21 protein-coding genes are annotated in these 20,075 nt (G+C 63.0%); 4 read left to right on the top strand and 17 right to left on the bottom strand.

Annotated features, from left to right (window positions below):
* Positions 1-29: 29 nt before the first annotated feature.
* A complete protein-coding gene (locus G6N55_RS04135; RefSeq protein ID WP_085225086.1) occupies positions 30-242 on the top strand; it encodes a hypothetical protein in 213 nt (70 codons plus the stop codon).
* 64 nt (positions 243-306) lie between these two features.
* The gene (locus G6N55_RS04140; protein WP_085225084.1) at positions 307-567 is read left to right on the top strand and encodes a DUF4189 domain-containing protein; all 261 of its coding nucleotides are present in this window, start codon (positions 307-309) and stop codon (positions 565-567) included.
* Between the two features lie 144 nt (positions 568-711).
* On the opposite strand, the gene G6N55_RS04145 is transcribed toward G6N55_RS04140, so the two are convergent.
* Positions 712-1,014, bottom strand: coding sequence for a DUF3349 domain-containing protein (locus tag G6N55_RS04145; protein WP_085225082.1), 303 nt, complete (start codon positions 1,012-1,014; stop codon positions 712-714).
* 169 nt (positions 1,015-1,183) lie between these two features.
* Between G6N55_RS04145 and phoU the strand changes: the two genes are divergently transcribed.
* Complete coding sequence (gene phoU, locus G6N55_RS04150) at positions 1,184-1,831, top strand: phosphate signaling complex protein PhoU (protein WP_085225080.1); 648 nt, start codon at positions 1,184-1,186, stop codon at positions 1,829-1,831.
* Here phoU and G6N55_RS04155 read toward each other — a convergent pair.
* From G6N55_RS04155 to G6N55_RS04215, 13 genes are all read right to left on the bottom strand, one after another.
* Positions 1,801-2,565 carry a TetR/AcrR family transcriptional regulator gene (locus G6N55_RS04155; protein WP_085225078.1) on the bottom strand — a complete coding sequence of 255 codons (765 nt, stop codon included), beginning with the start codon at positions 2,563-2,565 and terminating at the stop codon, positions 1,801-1,803. The two genes, phoU and G6N55_RS04155, sit on opposite strands and share 31 nt — an antisense overlap.
* An 11-nt stretch (positions 2,566-2,576) precedes the next feature.
* Positions 2,577-3,779: a lipid-transfer protein gene (locus G6N55_RS04160; RefSeq protein WP_264002036.1), complete on the bottom strand. Its 1,203-nt coding sequence runs from the start codon at positions 3,777-3,779 to the stop codon at positions 2,577-2,579.
* The gene (locus G6N55_RS04165; RefSeq protein ID WP_085225338.1) at positions 3,766-4,878 is read right to left on the bottom strand and encodes an NDMA-dependent alcohol dehydrogenase; all 1,113 of its coding nucleotides are present in this window, start codon (positions 4,876-4,878) and stop codon (positions 3,766-3,768) included. Before G6N55_RS04165 ends, G6N55_RS04160 begins: the two co-directional genes overlap by 14 nt.
* 113 nt (positions 4,879-4,991) lie before the next feature.
* Positions 4,992-5,183: a ferredoxin gene (locus G6N55_RS04170; RefSeq protein WP_085225074.1), complete on the bottom strand. Its 192-nt coding sequence runs from the start codon at positions 5,181-5,183 to the stop codon at positions 4,992-4,994.
* Positions 5,180-6,745 (bottom strand): aldehyde dehydrogenase family protein, encoded by a 1,566-nt coding sequence (locus G6N55_RS04175; RefSeq protein ID WP_085225072.1) that lies wholly within the window; start codon positions 6,743-6,745, stop codon positions 5,180-5,182. Before G6N55_RS04175 ends, G6N55_RS04170 begins: the two co-directional genes overlap by 4 nt.
* The gene (locus G6N55_RS04180) at positions 6,742-7,923 is read right to left on the bottom strand and encodes a cytochrome P450 (RefSeq protein WP_085225070.1); all 1,182 of its coding nucleotides are present in this window, start codon (positions 7,921-7,923) and stop codon (positions 6,742-6,744) included. The genes G6N55_RS04175 and G6N55_RS04180 overlap by 4 nt, the downstream gene beginning before the upstream one ends.
* Positions 7,923-9,524 (bottom strand): class I adenylate-forming enzyme family protein, encoded by a 1,602-nt coding sequence (locus tag G6N55_RS04185; protein ID WP_085225068.1) that lies wholly within the window; start codon positions 9,522-9,524, stop codon positions 7,923-7,925. The genes G6N55_RS04180 and G6N55_RS04185 overlap by 1 nt, the downstream gene beginning before the upstream one ends.
* 12 nt (positions 9,525-9,536) lie before the next feature.
* Positions 9,537-10,682 (bottom strand): FAS1-like dehydratase domain-containing protein, encoded by a 1,146-nt coding sequence (locus G6N55_RS04190; protein WP_085225065.1) that lies wholly within the window; start codon positions 10,680-10,682, stop codon positions 9,537-9,539.
* Between the two features lie 40 nt (positions 10,683-10,722).
* Positions 10,723-12,135 carry an aldehyde dehydrogenase family protein gene (locus tag G6N55_RS04195; RefSeq protein WP_232078921.1) on the bottom strand — a complete coding sequence of 471 codons (1,413 nt, stop codon included), beginning with the start codon at positions 12,133-12,135 and terminating at the stop codon, positions 10,723-10,725.
* Between the two features lie 60 nt (positions 12,136-12,195).
* A complete protein-coding gene (locus G6N55_RS04200; RefSeq protein ID WP_163667157.1) occupies positions 12,196-13,029 on the bottom strand; it encodes an LLM class F420-dependent oxidoreductase in 834 nt (277 codons plus the stop codon).
* A gap of 89 nt (positions 13,030-13,118) precedes the next feature.
* A complete protein-coding gene (locus G6N55_RS04205) occupies positions 13,119-13,940 on the bottom strand; it encodes a hypothetical protein (protein ID WP_139827014.1) in 822 nt (273 codons plus the stop codon).
* Positions 13,915-15,303, bottom strand: coding sequence for a protoporphyrinogen/coproporphyrinogen oxidase (locus tag G6N55_RS04210; protein ID WP_085225059.1), 1,389 nt, complete (start codon positions 15,301-15,303; stop codon positions 13,915-13,917). The genes G6N55_RS04205 and G6N55_RS04210 overlap by 26 nt, the downstream gene beginning before the upstream one ends.
* 13 nt (positions 15,304-15,316) lie before the next feature.
* Positions 15,317-16,942 (bottom strand): class I adenylate-forming enzyme family protein, encoded by a 1,626-nt coding sequence (locus tag G6N55_RS04215; RefSeq protein ID WP_163667160.1) that lies wholly within the window; start codon positions 16,940-16,942, stop codon positions 15,317-15,319.
* A gap of 53 nt (positions 16,943-16,995) precedes the next feature.
* On the opposite strand from G6N55_RS04215, the gene G6N55_RS04220 reads away from it, so the two are divergent.
* A complete protein-coding gene (locus tag G6N55_RS04220) occupies positions 16,996-17,862 on the top strand; it encodes an enoyl-CoA hydratase-related protein (protein ID WP_197747384.1) in 867 nt (288 codons plus the stop codon).
* Here the strand turns inward: G6N55_RS04220 and G6N55_RS04225 are convergent.
* The 3 genes from G6N55_RS04225 to G6N55_RS04235 all read right to left on the bottom strand — a co-directional run bounded on the left by G6N55_RS04225 (position 17,799) and on the right by G6N55_RS04235 (position 19,900).
* Positions 17,799-18,437, bottom strand: coding sequence for a TetR/AcrR family transcriptional regulator (locus G6N55_RS04225; RefSeq protein WP_163667163.1), 639 nt, complete (start codon positions 18,435-18,437; stop codon positions 17,799-17,801). The genes G6N55_RS04220 and G6N55_RS04225 overlap by 64 nt on opposite strands.
* Positions 18,438-18,534: 97 nt before the next feature.
* On the bottom strand, positions 18,535-19,008 hold the full coding sequence (locus G6N55_RS04230; RefSeq protein ID WP_139827013.1) for a hypothetical protein: 474 nt from the start codon (positions 19,006-19,008) through the stop codon (positions 18,535-18,537).
* A 79-nt stretch (positions 19,009-19,087) separates the two neighbouring features.
* Positions 19,088-19,900, bottom strand: a complete 813-nt coding sequence (locus G6N55_RS04235) for a hypothetical protein (protein ID WP_085225052.1) — start codon at positions 19,898-19,900, stop codon at positions 19,088-19,090.
* Between the last annotated feature and the right edge of the window lie 175 nt (positions 19,901-20,075).

The raw sequence follows: 20,075 nt of genomic DNA on the forward strand, positions 1-20,075 counted from the left end.
ACTCTTTGACCGGCTCGTTCCGCGGCAGCATGCCACGCCCGAAAACCCGCGGCTGCATCCTCGTCGGAGCGCATGACTTCCCGCGAGGCGTCGCCCCCGGACCCAGTCACCACGCACTCCCGACTTTCCCGATCGGCGGCCGCCGCGAAGCCCGCACCAACCGCACCACCTGCAACTTCAACGCCGCCACTCTATCCGCAATATCGGCCGACGGCGCCGCGGCGGCCGCCAAGGATTTCTAGAGGATTCCGCAAGTAGCACTGCCGATGGTGAGTTCGTCCACTGAACAACTCACGAGGTTTCACCATGAACAGCTACCGACTATCCGCCTTGACCGCCGCTGCCGGCGCCCTCTTCGCCGCCGCGGCCGTCATGCCCGCCACTGCGCAGGCAGCAGCGCCCGACCGTTACGCCGTGATCGCCTACTCCCCCGTGACCGGCTGGACAGGCTGGGAGAACAACGGCACCAGCATGGAGGAGGCCACCCATATCGCGCTCGGCAACTGCCAGGTACACGGCGCCGGCTGCACCGTCGCAGGGTGGGCCCGAAACGCCTGCGTCGCTTAGGCACTCGGAGGTGGCCGATGGGGCGCACATTGGGGATTGACCCCGGCGGCCGCTCAGAACGCGGCGCTGGCCATGGTTACCAACGGCCGCATCGTCGAGCTCCGTTGCACCGGGTGACTGAGTCCACTCGGTCGTCCCCGAGGATCATCGGCCGGCCGCGTCATCAACCGGCCAGCCGACCGCGGCCAACCGCCGCTTGACGCGCTCGGTATCTTCCGGCGACGGCATTTCATCGGTGAGCTTGGTGATCGCGACCCGCACGTCTGTGACGTCCACCGGCCTGTTGTTGCGGGAGATCACCGCGGCCGCGACCGCGATGACGTCGTCGTCGGAAAGGCGGCGACGAAGCAGCGCGAGCAGAGGCACGTAATCGCGAGCCGGAATACCCTCGGGATAGCCGGCACGCAGGAAGCTCACAACTCGCATTACCACGTCCGACAGCGCCATCAGTTTCCCCGCTCTACGACTGCCTGGGTTAACAACCCTTGCTGGTCCCGCCACAACTGGGGAACCCCTTTCCCCCATCAGAAACGGTTTGTCAATGGTGCGTCCAACGGGGCCACCTTGTGTACTAGTTCTCTTAAGGTTGCAACACGCGTTCTCATATGGTTACAACATGCGCACCGCGTTCCACGAGCAGCTCGATTCACTCAGCGAGACCCTGAGCCAGATGTGCGGCCTGGCTGGTGTGGCGATGGAAGGTGCGACGCAGGCGCTGCTGCAGGCGGACCTGACGATGGCAGAAGCAGTCATCGCCAGCCACACGCGCCTCGCCCAGATGCGAAGTGAGGCCGAGGATGCTGCATTCGTGTTGCTCGCCCTGCAGGCGCCGGTCGCAAGCGATCTACGAACCGTGGTCGGGTGCATGCAAAGCGTCGCGGATGCCGAACGGATGGGCGGCCTGGCGTTACACGTGGGCAAAATCGCGCGCCGTCGCCATCCAGACCGCGCGTTGCCCGAAGAGGTGAGTGGCGACTTCGCCGAGATGGGCCGGATTGCGGTGGATTTGGGCCGAAGTGCAAAAGATGTCGTGCTCTCGGGCGATCCGGAGCAGGCCGCACAGATCAGCCGGGATGACGACGAGATGAACCGGCTTCACCAACACCTGTTCACCGTCCTCAAAAAGAAAGACTGGCCACACGGTGTATCGACCGCCGTCGATGTCACTCTGCTGGGGCGCTTTTACGAACGCTTCGCCGACCACGCCGTCGAAATCGGGCGGCGCGTCATCTTTCAGGCGACTGGAGAAGCCCCCAGCGAATAGCGCTCACTGGTCGGGCTCGGGGCGTGGGTCATTGCAGCTGGCCCTGCGTCCCGGGGATACGCGCCGTCGAGGGTGAGACGGGCCATCTCGGCGATGAACACCTCGGCGCCGGGCTGCGGCGCGGATGCGCCTTCGAACATCCAGTCCCCAAACACCGCGATCGAAAAGACAAGCCCGAAAATCAGCCGCGTTACCACAACAGGGTCAAAGGGACGGAATCCACGATCGACGATCTCCTGCTCGATGATCGCCTCAAAACGTTCGATGAGTGCCCCCAGCGGCGGCGCCGACACGGCACCAGCGGTCAGAGATCCACCGATGGCCCGGGCGCCGATCATCTCATGAATCAGCCAGCGGTTAGCCGACAAAACGTCGTAGACGCCACGGTAAAACTCATGGGTTTGAACGTATGGGGTCTCTGCACCACGCGGCCGTGCCATCCAATCCGCAATGTATTCGGAGACAAACGTGCTGAACGGGGCGAGCACGGCCTCTTCGAAGAGCTTTGCCTTGGATCCGAAGTGCCGGAAGATCATCGGCTCAGACACCGAGGCGGCGCGTGCGATTTCCCGCGTGCTGGTACCGGCGTAGCCACGCTCAGCGAACAACGCCCGAGCCGATTCCAGCAGTAGGCGTTTTCCCTCACCGCGCGCTACTTGCTGGCCGTCGACCTTAGGCGTAATCGGCGCCCCTGCATTTTCGCAGGTCGTCCTCTGCACTGCAGGTGAGTTCATCACTTGGCGCCTCAGCTTCGGGCTAACCGGTATGCGGTCACCACGACGGCGCCGCCCAACCCGATATTGTGCTGCAGGGCGGCGCGCACATCGGGTACTTGACGTTCATCGGCTTCGCCACGTAGCTGCCAGGTCAGTTCTGCACACTGTGCCAGCCCGGTTGCGCCCAGCGGATGCCCCTTGGAGATCAGACCGCCAGAAGGGTTGACGACCCACCGTCCGCCGTAGGTGGTAGCACCATCGTCGATCAACCGGCCCGACTCACCCGCCGGACACAAGCCGAGGGCCTCGTAGGTGATCAGTTCGTTGGTTGAGAAGCAGTCATGGAGTTCGATCACCTGGAAATCGTCGGGGCCCAACCCGCTCTGCTTGTACACCGATTCTGCTGCAGCCCTGGTCATCCCACTACCCACAAGCGAGATCGCCGAACCGTCGAACGTCGAGTCCAGATCGGTCACCATCGCCTGGCCGACGATCTCCACCGCGCGGTCGCTCAGTCCCTTACGGTCGACGTAGTCTTTGCTCGCGAGGATCACCGCCGCCGATCCGTCCGAGGCAGGTGAACACTGCAACTTGGTCAGCGGTGTGAATATCTCGCGCGAGGCGAGGATCTCGTCCAGGGTGTAGACAGTCTGGAACTGTGCGTTGGGATTGTTGGCGGAGTGCCGGTGGTTTTTCTCCGCGACCTTCGCGAACTGCTCAATGGTGGTGCCGTAGCGCTCCTGATGTTCGCGCCCGGCCAAACCGAACATGTACGGCGCGGGCGGGCCGACTTGTGGGGCGATCCGCTCGAAGGCCGCCATATGAGTTCCCATGGGGTCGGCGCGATCGCTATAGATCGAATACAGTGGGCCGGGTTGCATCTTCTCGAAACCAACCGCCATGACACAGTCGACGATTCCGCCGCGGAGCGCCTGAGCGGCCAGGAACAACGCAGTGGACCCGGTCGCGCAGTTGTTGTTCACGTTGACAATCGGAATCCCGTTCAGTCCGAACTGGTAGACCGCGCGTTGACCAGACGCAGAGTCACCGTACATGTAGCCCACATACGCTTGCTCGACGTCGCAGTATTCGACGCCGGCGTCGTCGAGCGCACGGGTGCCGGATTCCCACGCCATGTCGGTGTAGTCGAACTCTGCTCTGCTGCAGGGCTTTTCGAACTTCGTCATGCCGACGCCGATGACGAACACTCCCCGGCCCTCAACCGAAGTCAACGATACCTCGCAGGTTGGTGCCGGCGTGCAGATCGGCATAGCCTTGATTGATCTCCTCGAGCCGGTATCGGCGACTGACCAACTCGTCCAACGCGAGATATCCCTGTCGGTACAAATCGAGGAACTTTGGAATGTCACGGGTGGGTGAGGCCATTCCGAAAAGCGCCCCCTGTATCCGCTTTTGATACATGGTGAGTTCGAGGAGATTGACCGGAAGCGTGTCGGCGCCGATATTGGCCACCGCCGTCAGCACCACTGTGCCGCCTTTGCGGATCGCCGAAAACGCTTGGCCGACATCGTCGCCGGTGGCGACACCCACGGTCACTACGGCTGAGTCGGCGCCTTGGCCGTTCGTGAGTGACAATGCCAACTCGGTGGCCTGAATCATATTCTCCAGGACGTCGGTGGCTCCGAGTTTGAGGGCGCTGTCGCGTTTGAACGGCACCGGGTCGACGGCGATGATGCGCGCGGCGCCGGCGTGCTTGGCTCCCTGTACCGCGTTGATGCCCACACCTCCTACGCCCATGATGATGACGATGTCGCCGGGGCGCACCGCGGCCGCGTTAACTGCCGAGCCCCATCCGGTAGGTACCCCGCAACCCACCAGACAGGCGACTTCGAGAGGGATCTCATCGTCGATGACGATCGCCGCGGCTGCGGGCATGACGCTGTATTCGGAGAAGGTGGACACCAACGAGGCCTGGGCAACATCGGTGTCGCCGTGGTGGAGCCGAAATGTTCCGTCCAGCTGGGTTCCTAGCATCGTGAATGCACCGTTGTCGCAGATGTTTTGCTGTCCGCTCGCGCACCATCGACACCGGCCGCAGGGGGGCAGGAAGCTGGCGACCACGTGGTCACCCACCGCCACACTCGTTACGCCGGGCCCAATCGCTTCGACGATTCCGGCACCCTCGTGTCCGCCGCAGTACGGGTAGTGCGCCGACGGAACGTCGCCCTTTGCGACATGGTCATCGGAGTGGCACAGTCCCGCCGAGACGTAGCGCACTAACACTTCGTTCGCACGGGGTTCATCGACGTCCACCTCGACGATGTCCCACTCCCCGGGCGCTTCGAACAGCACCGCGGCTCTGGATTTTATGCTCATCTGATAGCCGCCTTTGCTATTCGAAGCCAACCCGTTTCATCGCCTCGTAAAACGACAAGGTTCCAAACTTGACTGTCATCACGATCCTCCTTGAAGGGAATTGCGCGTCATTCCAACGTGATTGCCTGCTCAGGACAGCTGAATCCTGCCTCTTGCACGTCGGCGAGATCGGTTGGGTCGATCTCTTCGACGAGAATCTGACTGATGCCGTCGTCGCCGACTGCGAAGACTTGCGGTGCGATGATCTCGCAGCGCCCATGGCCGTGGCAGCGCTGCGCATCGACGAAGGCTCTGGTCACCGCCGGCCCTCCTTCGGGCGTCTGGCCAGCCGGCGCCCCCAGTCGTGTGCGCCCGTGAGCCGCACGAGCCGCGCTATTACGGTGCTGGTGCGCCGCCGGTACGGGTACCACAGTGGCTCGGCCGGCAGCTGGACGCGCTCGGACAGCACCGTCTTGGGCCGGCAGAACTTCAACATGCCTGCAGCTCCGTCGAATCGCTGTCCCAAACCGGACTGTTTCCAACCGCTCATCGGCGTCGTCATCTGAAAAGTGGTCGCCAGCGCATTGTTGACATTGACCGCGCCGGCCTCGATGCGCCGCGAAAGGCATTGCGCGCGTGCACGATCACGCGTCCATAAACTGGACCCCAGTCCGTAGACGGAATCGTTGGTCAGATCGATCGCTTGGTCTTCGGTGTCGACCTTCATGATTGGCAGTGTCGGACCAAAGGTCTCCTCTCGCATGCACAGCATCGAATGGTCCACGTCGGCGAGCACGGTCGGTTCGAAGTACAGGCCTGGCTCGCGGCGCTGCCCTCCGGTGAGCACGCGAGCTCCTTTGGCAACAGCGTCGGCGACATGGCGTTCCACCGTGGCCAGTTGAGCGGCGGTGGCCATCGCACCCACGTCCGAGGTGAAGCTGCCCGGCGCGTCGGTTCCGTGTCGCAGGCCGTTGACCTGACGCGTAACCAGCTCGACGAATTGGTCGTATACGTCGGCAACGACGTAGACCCGTTCTACTGAAACGCATATCTGGCCCGAGTTGAACATCGCGCCCCACGCTGCGGCTTTGGCCGCCCGCTCCAGGTTCGCGTCGGCGCACACGATCATGGCATCTTTGCCGCCCAGCTCCAGGCTGCAAGGGATCAAACGTTCGCCGGCCCGGGTGGCAATCGCGCGCCCGGTGGCAGTGGAACCGGTGAACATGACCATGTCGACCTCGTCGACTACCGCCTGCCCGGTGTCGCCGTAGCCGTTGACACATCCGAGTATCGGTGGCGCATCGACGTCGCGCCATCCGCGTGCTGCGGCGGCCCAGGTCAGCGGTGTGACCTCCGACGGCTTGAATAGCACTGCGGCACCGGCCAGCAGCGCCGCAACTCCGTCCATGATGGGGCCGGCCAGCGGACCGTTCCATGGGGTGATCACGCCGACCAACGGATACGGTCGGTATTGAACCGTCAGTTTCTTGGTTAGGTTGGCCAGCCCGGCCGGCGACACAGCTCGGTCGGCGATGAACGTCGGCGCGTTCTTGACGTAGTAGTTGATGGTGTCGACGGCCATGATGATCTCCAGCGACGCGTCGCCCCACGATTTGCCCGACTCCGCCTGGATGGTCTCGACGAGGCTGCGTTCGTTGTCGAGGATCCAGTCGAGGAACCTGCGCAGCACCACCCCGCGCTCGCGTGGACCGCAGGCTTCCCATTCTGGTTGCGCTGCACGCAATTCGGCGGCGATGGCGGCGACTTCGCTGGGGCCGTCCACGGGGACAACACCGACGACGGCCCCGGTAGCCGGTGATACCACGTCGATACGGGAACGCTGCGCACCCGCTCGTGCGGCAACGGCGGCCTGGGCGCTCATAGCGTGTCGAAAGTCAGGGGAACGGTGCGCGGGCCGTTGGACAGTCCGGGTTCCCAAACGATGTCGCGGGGGTCGACGGTCAGGCGCAGATTGGTGATCCGGCTCAAGATGTTTTCCCACGCGATGGGGATCTGCAGTCGGGCGAGGTTGGAGCCGACGCAGCGGTGCATGCCCAGGCTGAAGGCCGTATGTGTAGGCCGACGGGATGTGTCGTCGAAGACCAGGGTGTCAGGGTCGGGGAACCGTGATTCGTCGCGGTTGGCCGAGTCATAGCGCAACAGCAACCGCTGTCCCTTCTTGATGAGCACGCCGGCCAATTCGGTGTCCTTCGTGGCGACGCGGCCGAAAGTGGCTACCGGCGAGTCAATTCGAAGGAACTCATCGAGGTCTTGGCGGACCCAGTTAGGGTCGCGCAATCGCTGCTCGAGCCCAGGCTGGGTGGCCATCCGCAGTGCGATCATGCTGATCGCCGCGCGAGTGGTATCGAGACCGCCGAGGAACAAGATGTTCAGCACGCCCAGGCGCTCGTCCTCGTCCAGGGGTCGGCCGTCGACCTTGCACTCGAGGATTCCTTTGAGCACGGGTGGGGCGTTATCGGGGTCGGCCTTGGCGGTCTCCAGGCGTTCCATCGAGGCCGCCACCAAGGCCATGAAGTTCTCGGGGCTGCCTTCGTGGGCGCAGCCGATGACAGCTTTGGCGACGCGCTCGCTCTGGTCGGGGCCCATGTCGCCCATGACGATGTTCATCAGGATGGTGCCGACGTAGGGGGCTGCGAATTCGTTGACCAGTTCGACGCGGCCGTTGCGCGCCCACACATCCACCAGGTCAGCGGCCAGCTTGTTCATCATCGGGATGTAGCGGCTCAGGTAGCTGCGGCTGAATAAGGGGTTGAGCATATGGCGCAATGCGGTCTGCAGGGGCGGGTCGGAATCGATCGGGCAGATCCGCAACGGGATGCCGAATGGGATGGCGTCCTGCGAGGAGAACGTCTCCCAGTCCAGCGCGACTTGTTGGACTTCCTTGAACCGGGTCACCAGCCATGTCCCGCCCAGGGCGTCGGTCCATGCCACGGGCTGGTTCTGCCTGGCGTAGCGCATGATCTCGTGGCGGACGTTTTCGTGTTCGGGCTTGTAGGTGTCCCAGTGCGGCAGCAACTGGGCGAGTTCGGAATCCTTCATCAGGGTCTCCCTTCGTGGCGCATTGCGATGGAAAGGGCGGCGGGCAAAGTCCCGTCGATCAGGGCCTGTCTGACTTCGCCGTAGGGGACTTTGAGCAGGGCCGTCTTGGGTAGGGCCGCGGTGAACACGAACGTCTTGGGTACCTTGAACCGCGCCAGCTCACTGCGAACGAGCGCGGCGAGTTCGCCGGCCAGGTCCTGGCCGGCAGCGACGGTCTCGACCGGTTGCACGGGAACCACTGCGGCGGTGACCGCCTCGCCCCACTCATCGTCGGGAACACCGACTACCGCCACTTCTGCCACGGCAGGGTGACGTGCCAGCACCTGTTCGACCTCGCGGGAGAATACGGTCTCGGCGCCGGTCTTGATCCGGCCGAACAGCCGATCTTTGTAGTAGTAGAACCCGTCAGGGTCGCGATAGCCCAGATCTCCGGAGTGAAACCAGCCGTTACGCCACGTCCGCGCGGTCAGATCGGGTTTATTCCAATAGGATTGGATGAACATGTCTCCCTGGTAGACCAGCTCACCCACCTGGTTGTCACCGAGGAATTCGTCGTTCTCGTCGACGATGGCGACCCGCACACCCGGCGCCGGCCGGCCCACCGACGAGGCCCGATGCACCAGCCGTGGATCGGCGACAATGCCGCGGTAGTCACGGGCCAACAGGGCCAGTGTGACCGCGCCTTCGCTGCTGCCGCCGATTTGGCTGATCTGGGCCGGAGTGAGGGTTAGCAGCAGCGTGGCCAATGCCGGAGACACCGCCGAGGAACCGACCAGGAAATGCCGCAGCGACGACACATCGTAGGAGTCCGGATCGGATTTCAGTAGGTCGGCCATCCGCTGCGCGATGGTCGGAACCAAGATCGCTACTGTCACCCGGTACTTGGCGATCGCCCGTAGCATCTGTTGGGGGTCAGGCGAACTCAGCACCGTCGGTTGGCCCAACAGTGCGGCGCACATCGCGATGTACTGGCCGCCACGGTGCACCAACGGCAGCACGTTGATGATGATGTCGTCGGGATCGGACTCGATACTCCACGCCACCGTCCACGAGTAGTACAGCTCGTTGCGGCTGCTCACCGGGACGCCTTTGGGCTCCCCGGTGGATCCCGAGGTGTACATGATGGAGTAGACCGCTTCGGCGTCGTGGTGCGACGGCACGGGATCGATGGGCTGCGCGCTGAGCAGCTTCTCGTAAGGCTCCCCCACCCCGGCACCGTCGAGCCCGACCAGGTGTACCGGCCGGTGTTCGGCGATACTGGTGGCCCGTTCCTCGAAACCGGGTCCTACCAACAGGACTGACACCGCCGCGTCGTCAAACTGGTGCATCATCTCGTTCATCGACGAGCGGGTCTTCAGTGCCGTATGAATGACTTTCGCCCGCGACGCGGCGAACATCAGCTCGATGTGTTCGGTGCGGTTCTCGGCAAGGACGGCAACGACCTCGCCGTCGGCCAAGCCGAGATCGCCCCGCAACGCGTGGGCTAACGCGTTGACCCGGCGGTCGATCTCGGCCCACGTCCACGTGTGATCGTTGTGAATATAGGCGGCCGCCACCGGGTCACGCTCGGCATTAACCCGAGGTAAGTCCCCGACGATCATCCTGCTCACAGGTCAGCCCCCGTTGACTCGCTGCGGCAGCTCTGCGACAGCAATACCAACGGCGGTTGTCTCACCGTTCTGATTCGTCGCACGGACATTTACCTCGACCAGGGGAGCACCGCCTTCCTCCCACTTGCGGGCGACAATGCCCTCACAGGTGGTCAGGTCGCCGACAATGTTGTGGTGGCGCACCTGAACGTTCAGCCGGCGCAGGAATCCGTCATCGCCGATCCAGTTGGTCATCAGATGTCCGAGCCACGAAATCCGCTCTGGGCCATAGTCATAGGCCGCTGGCACACCAACCCGCTGTGCCAGGTCGTTATCCCAGTGCACGCGCTCCGGCGGCTCGGGCACGCCCTGCAGATTCGGGATACCCAATGCCGGATGATCACGGAACATCTCGAAGGCCACACCGTGCGCCTTGACATAAAGGCTGCCCCAGCCCTGGGTGAAGGCGACGAATCCGGTGACGGTGCTGGGGCCCTTGAGAACGATCGGCAGTGTGTCGCCGACGTTCACATCATCGAAGTAAAGGGTGTCCTTACCGCGCGGCCGCTCGTTGGCGTAATGCTCAGCGATCTGGGCGATCTCGTCCTGGCTCCAACGGTAAGGCGCAACGTGTTGACGGTCGGCACGCTGCCGAGCGACCTCACGTTGCGTTCGGATGCACCACGAGTCGGCGCGGCAGATCTCCACGCCATCCTGGTTGACAAACCGAACCTCGTAGATCTGCTGGACCGCGCGGCCCGAGAACTTGCTCTCCAGATCACGCAACTCCTTGAGTACCGGGAAGGCCTGGATGGTGTCGCCCAAACGTATTGGGTGGCACCAATTCCAGTCGGTACCGGCAAACATGGCGTGGACGCCGGGCATCCCGGTGACGTATCCGCTCACCACTCGGTCGAAGGCGTACAGCATCGTGCCCGGTGCGGTCAGGCCGCCCCAGCGGGAGTCCTTCGCGTAATCGGGGTCGAGCCACAGCGGGTTGGTGTCGCCGATGCCCAGTGCCCAGTGCCGAATCGAGTCCCGGGTGGCCTCGGTGACATGCGGGTACGGCCGGTCGAAGGATGAGCCAATTTTTTCCCTCAGCGCGGCCAGCGATTCATCGGTGATGAGCGGAAACTGGGTCGTGCTGACGCCCTCATCTGTTGTCGTCAAGTCCGTTGCTCCTCTTTCTATTTCGCATTTTGTTGCCCGTCTATGCGCTGCCGGGCCGCCAAATCACTTGCAGCCGAGTGAATTCGTTCAGGCCCAGCGGCCCGTTCTCCACGCCGATCCCGCTGTGCTTGGCGCCACCGAAAGGAATGTGGGGGGCAAGTGCGAGATGGCTGTTCACCCACGCGGTGCCGCATTCGAGTCGCTGTGCCAGACCTGCTGCCCGCTCGGGATCGGCGCTCCACACCGATCCCGACAACCCGAAGGACGTCGAGTTGGCCCGTTGCATGGCATCTTCGGCATCGGTGTAGCCGATGACAGGAATGACCGGACCGAACTGCTCCTCGTCCACGATGCGCACCCCCTCGCTTACGCCTTGGAGCACGGTCACCGGGTGGAAGTAACCGCTGTCGGGTGCACTACCTGACAGCGCCCGCGCGCCGTGTGCGACCGCGTCCGCCACGAGACCGACGACGCGCTCGTGTTGGGGTGCGTTATTGATCGGACCCAGTTGCGAGGAACGTTCGGTACCCACTCCTACTCGCGCCGACCGCGCCCGGTCGGCCAGGGCATCAAAGAAAGCGCCGACGCGGTTCTGCGGCACATAGAGACGCTTGATGGCCGAACATGCCTGACCGCAATTCATCAACGCGCCCCAGAACAGCTTGTCGGCGATCGCATCCGGCTCGACGTCATCGAGGACGATCGCCGGGTCGTTACCGCCGAGCTCGAGCGTGGTGCGCTTGAGGTCACCCGCAGCCGACGCCGCCACCTTGTGCCCGGTGGCGACCGATCCGGTAAAGCTGATTTTGCGAACCGCCGGATGTGCCGTCATCGCAGCACCGAGATCGTGGTCGCCGCTGATCACGTTCAGCACGCCGGCCGGCAGGATGCCTCGTAGGAGTTCCCCGAGTGCCAGCGTGGCAGTGGGAGTGAACGGAGACGGCTTGAGAACGACCGTGTTGCCCGCGGCCAACGCGGGGGCCAGCTTCCAGTTGGCGAGAAGGATGGGGAAGTTCCATGGCGTGATGGCAGCCACCACACCGAGCGGCTTGCGGACACCGTCCACCCTTGCCGTGGCGTCGTCGTTGAGAAGCTCGGTCTCTTGCGCCAGCTTGGCGTAATAGCGAAACCAGTCGGCAGATGAGGTGAATTCATACTTGGCCTGTTTGAGGGGCTTGCCCTGTTCTGCGGTCAGCACTGCAGCCAAATGCTCTGCCGCGTTCTCCAGGACGGTGGCAACCTCTTCGAGGACTGCACGACGGGTGTCCAGATCTGCCGACCAAACCGGTAGTGCCGCCGACGCTGACTGCATCGCCTCATCGAGCTGATCGACCGTGCACATCGGCGCCGTCGCCACCGCCTGCGCGGTTGCCGGGTCGAGCACATCGAACTGCGTGGGCGATGCGACAGACTTGCCACCGATCGTCATGCTGAATTGAGCTAGCGTGCTCATCACGACCTTCCTTTTCGGCTGTGTCCCGGTGCGATCCGGTGGTGAGCAGGATTCATCGGCCTAGTACGCCGCCGCCGGCGTCAGCAGCTCTTCGTAGCGCGCGAGGTACTCGCGGAACTTCTCCTCAGAGTCCAACGGCGGCCGGATTACGACGCGCGTGGCACCGGCGCCGACATACTCGGCGATTACCTGCGGTTCGATCCGCTCCAGGCACATCACCGTGATATCCAGTTCGTCTGGGTCGCGGCCCGCTTCTCCGGCCATCTGCCGCACCCTGACCATCCGCTCCCGTAACTGCCCGGGGTGCGCCAGGGACAGGGGCAGCCATCCATCGGCGTCCCGGATCACCAGCCTCGACGGATGAATGGTCCCGTACAACACGGGGGGATTCGGTTGCTGAACGGGTTTGGGCCAGGACCAAATTCGCTCGAAATCGACCCATTCGCCGCGGAAGCTGGCCTCGTCGTTGGCCCAGATCGCCTTCATGGCGCTGAGGTGCTCGCATGCCCGACGCCATCTGGTGTCGAAATCGACGCCGTGGTCGGCCAACTCCTCGCGGTTCCATCCAGATCCCACACCTAGCAGCAACCGCCCGCCCGACAGAACGTCGACCGACGCTATCTGCTTGGCGAGGATGATCGGGTCGTGAACAGCGGTCAGCGTGACCGCTGTGCCGAGCAGCAGCTTTTCGGTGGACGCTGCCGCCGCGGTCAGGGTGATGAACGGATCGAACAGTTTGCTGTACTTGTCAGGCACCACGGGTCCTAACGGCGGGCTGGTGGCGCGGTTTGCTGGTATATGAGTGTGCTCCGGAACCCAAATCGACTCGAAACCGGCGTCCTCGGCAATCTTCGCCAGTTTGCCGATGTGCACCGACTCGGCTGTCACAAACATGAACAATCCGATGCGCATCAATGCGGCCCCATCCCCTTCATCGCGGTCAGGATCCATCACGGCCCATCAGGATCTAATGCAGTAAAGCACTATACTTTGTTTGTGACAAGCGTCGGCTGCTGGGCAGTTCGTGCCGACGGCCAACGACGTTCGGCAAAGCGGCTGAGCTGATCCAAGACGTACAAACCCAGCAGGATCGTGATGGTCGAGCCGACATACTTCACCGCCAGGGAAAAATTGGTGTTGAGCGTGTAGATATGCGGGAATGCGACACCATATGCGGCCAGTTGGCATACGCCGGGAGCGATCAACACCGCGAGCCATTTGCGTACGCCGCGCACCTGTGTTTCCAGTAGGGCGATCGCGATCGCGCCCAGCACCGCGCCCAGCGCGTTGATCACGAAGAACGTGGGCTGCATGCCGAGGAACTGGTACGGCTGGTCCCCGTAGTACACGTAGACGCCGCCAGCGAGGATGGGAAACTCGAATGCCCCATTGCCGATCATGATGATGCCGATGACTCGCCAGAACTGGTTGCGGGTAACACCTTTGCGCAGCCACAACAGCATCAGACACATCAGGCCGCCGAAGTAGATCGGGTAACACATGACGGCCCACAGTGGGATCGCACGGTCGAACGAGGTCACGATCGTTATGCCGTCGAGCGGATGGAAGCACATGCCAACAACATTGGTGAACGGCTCGTTCACGCACGCCAACAAGCCACCAAGGATCGCGACCGTGAAGAGCGGATCGCGCTTGCGTACCCAGTAGACAAGTGAGGCGATAAGAAAGCCGGCGGCGACCGTAGCCAAACTCACCGTTGACACGAGTTCGGCAGCGTGGGGCATGTGCATGTCCCACGGAGGTTGGGGGAAGGCCCAATTATCCATATTGCCTTCGCCTTTCACCTCGTAATTTCCGTTTGGATGGTGCTCCCGGTGCAGAGATTCCCTGAAGCGCGCCTAGGCTTGCGGTGACGTGCTCGGCGGCGCGCTCGCCCGAGCACAGTGACGAGTTGGTGCTGGGGCCGCCGAAGTAGTCGCCCGCGAGATGAATCCGGTTTGCCGCGGCACGGCTCATCGCGATGTTGTGCAGGGCCTTGTACGTGCCCGGCCTGCTATAGAGGAAGGCGTTACTCCACCGGGTGACGTTGCTCATCTCGACACCATTTTCTAGCCCCCGGACGTACCTGTTCGCCGCCCTCACGGTGCGCTCGACGATCTCGTCGTCGGAGGTCTCCCATTCGGCGGTGTTCCAGTCGTGATGCCAGAAGACGGTGACCATACCCTTGTCCGCAGCGAAATGGCCTGGGTGCCGGTTGTGGTCCATGAATACCGCACACAAATCCGGGTCAACCTGCTCCGACAACGCCAAGAACAACGACGGGTCGCGCGGGCGGTAGTTCAGCGCCAGGTTGATCGTGATCAGTCTGACGTATTCGAGATCTTCGATGATCGCACGGTGGCTGGGCGACAGGCCCGGGTGCACGGCGGCCATATCGTGGGCGCTCAGCGCGATAACGCAGGCCGCGGCGTCATCGGTCGTTTCGGAACAACCATCGGTGACCGAGCTGACCCGCACGCCATCGCAATACTCCTCGACCTGGGTGACCCGCGTGTTCAAGCGCACGTTCACGCGCGAGGCCAATGCGGCCGGGAGCGCTCCGACACCGTCGCGGAAGGTGAACAGCCCGGTACCGAAAAAACTAACCGCCAAGAACTGCAAGTCAATTGCCGACATTCGGTCCGAACTGGTCATCAAGCCGCCACGCAGGACCGCGTCGACGATGTAGTCGATCTCCTGGCTGCCTCGGCGCCGCGCCCATTGACGCACCGTCTCGGTGTCGAACCCCTTCGATGCACCAAGATCATTCCAGTCGATTTTGCGCCCCAGCCGGTATGCGTCCACGCCGATTCTGACCGCGCCCGGGATTGAACGCCAGGTGAGCAGACCGGTCGTGGCGGTCTTACCAAGTCGGGCGCTGTGCATCCGGTAGACCTTGTCGCCCTTGGGGATACCGATAATGTCAGGAACTGGAATGATCTGGTCGTCGATACCCAGGTCGTTGACCAGTCGGTGCATCGCTATGTACTTTTTCGACAGCGCCAGGGCTGCCAGGTCTATCCGATAGCCGTTCTTCTCGATGCTTGACATGCGGCCACCCACGCGCGATTCCGCTTCTAGCACGGTCACCTCAAAGCCGTACTGCTGCAAGCGGTATGCAGCGGTAAGTCCCGCTACGCCGGCACCGATGACGACGACTTTCTCCATTGATCGGTCCCTTTCAGTTGGGCTGCGAAGCGCGGGCAACACCCCATTCGCGGACGATCTGGCTCTTCAGCACCTTGCCGGTGGCGTTCTTGGGCAGATGGTCGATGAACCACCACGACGTCGGCACCGAGAAGTAGGCGAGGTTCTCGGATGCAAAGTTGGCCAGGTCGTCCTCATCGACAGCGCTGCCAGGATGTAGCACGACGGCGGCAGCTAGCTCCTCCCCCAGGTCCTCGTGAGGGAGTCCGACGACGACGACTTCGCGCACGGCTGGGTGCTCGCCCAGCCGCTCCTCGACCCGCACCGTGGAGATATTCTCCCCGCCGCGGATCACGACGTCCTTAGCGCGACCAACGATGTAGAGGTATCCGTCGTCATCGAGGCGGCCCAGATCCCCCGTGTGCACCCATCGGTCCGGCGTCACGATGGGATCGTCGTCGCACCCCCAATAGCCGAGCATCACCCCTGGCGACCGCACGAGGACTTCGCCGATGCTGTCATCGGATCGCGTATCGACGGGTTCGATGCGCAGCTCGACGGTCGGCAGCGGCCGACCGACCGTGCCTGGTCGCTCGGCAACTACCTGGCCTGCAGCCGTGGCTGCGACACCCGATATCTCGGTCAGTCCATAGGACGTGCCCAGTCCCCTGGCCGCCGTACGCGGAAACGCGGACCGTGCCCGAGCCCTCAACGACTCACTCACCTGCGATCCGCCGATGACCAACGTGCGCAGTGTCGACACGTCAAGCCGGCCCGGATCTTTCTCCACGACCTCCAGCACGCGCGACAGCATCGTCGGGACCGCGGCCCATCCCGTCACCCCTTCGTCGGCCATCACCTTGAGCACGCCTTCTGGCGAAAATCTGCCCTCCGTAAAGACCAACGTTGCGCCTGACAGCAGTGCGGTGAATACCTGCTGGATTCCGCCGACGTGAAACAACGGCATCGTCATCAGCGTCACGGCGGGATTGCGGGTCGCCTCGGGCGAGCCCGGCAGTCGCCCGGCAATCGCCAGCAAGTTGTGCAGATTGGCCAATAGATTGCGGTGCGTGAGCACGGCCCCACGCGCAAAGCTCGTCGTTCCGGATGTGAACAACACCATTGCCGGGTCATCCTCTGTTGTGGACAGGGGAACCGCTAGCGCACCACCGTCTGTCTTAGCGTCAATCGGTTGCGGCAGAATCGATTCGAGCTCCAGGCAGGCCAAATCGTTGGGCAGCCGCGCGCGGCGACGAGTGTCAGCGACCGCTAACCGCGCACCGACCAGGCCGGCCGCATGGGCCAGTTCCTCGGGACTCCACCACGCATTGACGGGCACCAGCACCCACCCGTGGCACAGGCACGCCCAAAACGTCACTACCCATTCGATGCTGTTCGCGCCGGCCAGCAGGATCCGGTCACCAGCCTGCAGGCCTTGTCGATGCAGCGTGCCGGCAACGGCGTCGATCGCCTCGGCCAGCTGCGCAAATGACAGCCGCCGGTCGCCCTGGATCAGGCATGTCCGCTCACCGTGCTGGGCGCCCCACCACAACAGTTCGCCGAGATGCTTTGGGCGCTGGGCGAATACCCGGCAGGGAGAGCCAAGCACCTCCTCGACGACGACCTTCTCACCCCAGCTGCTTGTGGTCGTGTGATGCACCGCATTAGTATAACTAGGAATCATTTACTAACAAGAGTGAAATGGATTGGCCCGTGAACTCCGTTCTCCTCATTGATGATCCGGCGCCTCGGGTGCGGCGGCTCACCTTGAACAGACCCGACAAGCGCAATGCGCTCAACGACGAACTGCGCGGTGCGCTCTTCGACGCCCTGCGGGCCGCCGACGTCGATGACCAAGTGTCGGTGGTGGTCGTGCGGGGTGCCGGCCACTGCTTTTCGGCCGGATACGACCTGAGCCAGCGACTCAACCCGGTCGAGCGTTCCGCCGCCACCACCGACGGATGGTGGGCCCGCCACGTGGTCAACAACTGGCTGGAGATGTGGGATATGGCCACGCCGCTGATCGCGCAGGTGCACGGTTGGTGCCTGGCGGGCGGCTCGGAGCTGGCAACCGCATGCGACCTGGTCTACGTGGCCGATGACGCGAAGATCGGATATCCGCCAGTACGGTCGATGTCGACTCCGGACATGGCATGGCAGCCCTGGATGTTGGGGATGCGCCGCGGGATGGAAGCCCTGCTCACCGGGAACGCCATCAGCGGCACTGAAGCGGCCACTTTAGGATTCGCCACCCGCTCATTCGCGCCAGAGGAATTGGAGAACTCTGTATTGGAGATCGCCAACCAGGTGGCTCAGGTGCCCGCCGATCTGCTGGCTCTCAACAAGCGGGTGTGTCACCGGGCCATGGAGGCGGCCGGGATCCGCGAAGGACTGCGCGCAACCGCCGAACTGAACGCCCTGGGATTCCACCAGCGTTCGTCACGGGAGTACATGCGCGGGTTCCGCGAGAACGGTGTGCGTAAGAACTTGTCCAACCGCGACCGAGCGTTCGGCGACTACCGCGAGAATTCCACGAGGGATTCGGCAACCGAGGGTGGTACGCCGTCCGCGAAGAGCTGAGTCAGCTGATCAGCGGTGCGGCGCGCGTCTAGGCGCTCACCGCGCAGCATTGCGTCCATGGCGATCGCTACGTGGGTCCCGACCATCGCTGCGAAGATCAATGAATGCTCGTCTGCGGGTGCGTTCCACCCGGTGATCTTCGAAATCACCGAGTTGAGGGGCTTGCCCAGCAGCGGACGAAGTTCCTCTTGATAGAACACGCGACCACGGCCGAGTTCACGCAGCCACAGCGCAGCCAGGAAGGGCGCGGACTCATCCATGAACCGGGCTAGCATCTGGTTGACCTGACGCAGCACCTCGCGGCCGCGGAAATCGCTGGCGCCGATGCCGTTTGCCGTTGCCTGCAGTTCGGCGACCAGTTCACGCATCGGCTCCACGACCGATGCCTTGTACAGATCCTGCTTGGAGTCAAAGAAGCGGTAAAGGAACGCCTCGGTGATCCCGGCCTGTTCGGCGATCTCGCGCGTCCTGGTGCCCGCATATCCCTGGCGCAGGAAAACCGCGCGCGCCGACTCGACGATCTGGTGTCGACGTTCTTGCGCCGACAGCCTTCGCCGCCCGTCCCGTTCGCTCACATTGCGCATCGTATCTCGTGTCCTGGCCACGTCGCCGCCGTCAATCGCAGGATGAGCACGATCGTCAGGCTGAATCCAGTCTCGAATAATGGCCCCGCTATCCCGCAGAGCGACGAGTGCCAGGTTCGAAGCCGAGTAGCGTGACGATTGCATGGGTGATCTGTTCCGGGGGAACCCGCTCGGCAGGCTGGCACCGGTGCCCTACCGACATGATCATCCCGAGAATCAGCCTGGCAGCGATCAGCGGGTCGCCTTTGTCGAGATACCCGAGGTTCATACAGGCACCAACAACACTCGCCCACTGCTCCTCGAGTCCCCGGCTCCACCTACGCCTCTTAACGATCACTTCGTAAGGAAATCCATCGCCGGCAAAGTAGACAGGCATGGACCGACGCATCTGAGCCACCGCATCGGCCTGGCGCGATATTAGCCGAGTCAGCGTAGCGCGGGGGTCGGATTCGTCGTCGCCAACGAGCGGCGCATCGGGCTCCACACGAGTCTGATTATTTATCAAGCGTTTTCGACCACCGCGAACGTTGTTGAGGTCGGCAGCGTTGAATTCGATTGTCACGCAGCGACCTCACAAGATTCTTCGCCCTGCCGGCATGATGAGCGCTGGTGCTCGTCAGGGCGAGCCGACATGACTGCGGTCATTTCGGTGACATCGATTGGGTGCGCGCTACTCGAAGCCGGATCTCTGCGAGTTCCGCCGCGAGTAACTGCAAGGTCACCGCCTCGCTGTCGGCGTCCGGGTTGTTCGTCGGTGGTTCGTCGGCAGCCTGGCGGTTGATGGCGACAATGAGCTGCCATGTCATCACCGGGAGCCAGATCGAGAACGCAGCGAGCACCAGATACCAGGCAATGAGCCCGTTCCAGGCAAGCGGCCCGTGCTTGAAGAACACGTTCACCGAACCCGGAGTGAACAAGAGCGCGATCCAGATGTTGAAGTATCCAACCGCGCGTGGAAAGACCGGTACGGCACGACGATCGGACAGGATCGCGACTGCAATCACGGCAGCTTGGGCCACTCCGGTCGAGGTGAGTCCGACGTAAGTGAGCCATGAAACGTCGTTGGCGAACTGGACGATCTCCGGTGATCGGGTTGGGCGAAAGGCGGCGGCCTCCCAGATCATCAGCGGCAGTAGGAATTCGACCATCAATGCCGCGCCGAGCGCCAGCTGGGCATATGCCAGGGGCGAGAACGGTCCCTCGATCCGTTTGAGCTGAATCGATATGACGGCTATCCATGGCGCCATCAGCGACGCTGCGAGCATTGTGATAATCATGCCGAGCCGGATACCGGTCTGGTGCTGAGCGAAGAAATTTGCGATTTGCTGCGCATCGCTCGCCGGTGACGGCGGCGGGATGAATCGAGCGATCACCCAGAACCCGATCAGGAATGCCAGGGCAAAGGCCGCACCACCCCAGGCGCAGGCCTTCTGAACTTTGATGTTCATCCACATCCTCCTCGATGTGCGCCATGTACCCGCCAAGAGCTCTGGCAACAGGTCATCCGGCCCCACTAGTCAGCGAGTCACTATACTTTGTTAATTAGTAAATTACTATACTGTTTAGTGGCGGGACCGAGGGCTTCGAACTCAGTCGTCGACAAGACCAGGCTGCGGCGGGCCGCGGTCA

Origin of the sequence: Mycobacterium florentinum, assembly GCF_010730355.1 — a bacterium.
Lineage (GTDB): Bacteria > Actinomycetota > Actinomycetes > Mycobacteriales > Mycobacteriaceae > Mycobacterium > Mycobacterium florentinum.

What these genes read in the sequence shown, in the direction of transcription:
- G6N55_RS04235 (WP_085225052.1), bottom strand. Translation starts at nt 19,900, where the DNA reads ATGTGGATGAACATCAAAGTTCAGAAGGCCTGCGCCTGGGGTGGTGCG.
- G6N55_RS04200 (WP_163667157.1), bottom strand. Translation starts at nt 13,029, where the DNA reads ATGTTTGTGACAGCCGAGTCGGTGCACATCGGCAAACTGGCGAAGATT.
- G6N55_RS04135 (WP_085225086.1), top strand. Translation starts at nt 30, where the DNA reads ATGCCACGCCCGAAAACCCGCGGCTGCATCCTCGTCGGAGCGCATGAC.
- G6N55_RS04180 (WP_085225070.1), bottom strand. Translation starts at nt 7,923, where the DNA reads ATGAAGGATTCCGAACTCGCCCAGTTGCTGCCGCACTGGGACACCTAC.
- G6N55_RS04140 (WP_085225084.1), top strand. Translation starts at nt 307, where the DNA reads ATGAACAGCTACCGACTATCCGCCTTGACCGCCGCTGCCGGCGCCCTC.
- G6N55_RS04175 (WP_085225072.1), bottom strand. Translation starts at nt 6,745, where the DNA reads ATGAGCGCCCAGGCCGCCGTTGCCGCACGAGCGGGTGCGCAGCGTTCC.
- G6N55_RS04185 (WP_085225068.1), bottom strand. Translation starts at nt 9,524, where the DNA reads ATGATCGTCGGGGACTTACCTCGGGTTAATGCCGAGCGTGACCCGGTG.
- G6N55_RS04210 (WP_085225059.1), bottom strand. Translation starts at nt 15,303, where the DNA reads ATGGAGAAAGTCGTCGTCATCGGTGCCGGCGTAGCGGGACTTACCGCT.
- G6N55_RS04155 (WP_085225078.1), bottom strand. Translation starts at nt 2,565, where the DNA reads ATGAACTCACCTGCAGTGCAGAGGACGACCTGCGAAAATGCAGGGGCG.
- phoU (WP_085225080.1), top strand. Translation starts at nt 1,184, where the DNA reads ATGCGCACCGCGTTCCACGAGCAGCTCGATTCACTCAGCGAGACCCTG.
- G6N55_RS04195 (WP_232078921.1), bottom strand. Translation starts at nt 12,135, where the DNA reads ATGAGCACGCTAGCTCAATTCAGCATGACGATCGGTGGCAAGTCTGTC.
- G6N55_RS04145 (WP_085225082.1), bottom strand. Translation starts at nt 1,014, where the DNA reads ATGGCGCTGTCGGACGTGGTAATGCGAGTTGTGAGCTTCCTGCGTGCC.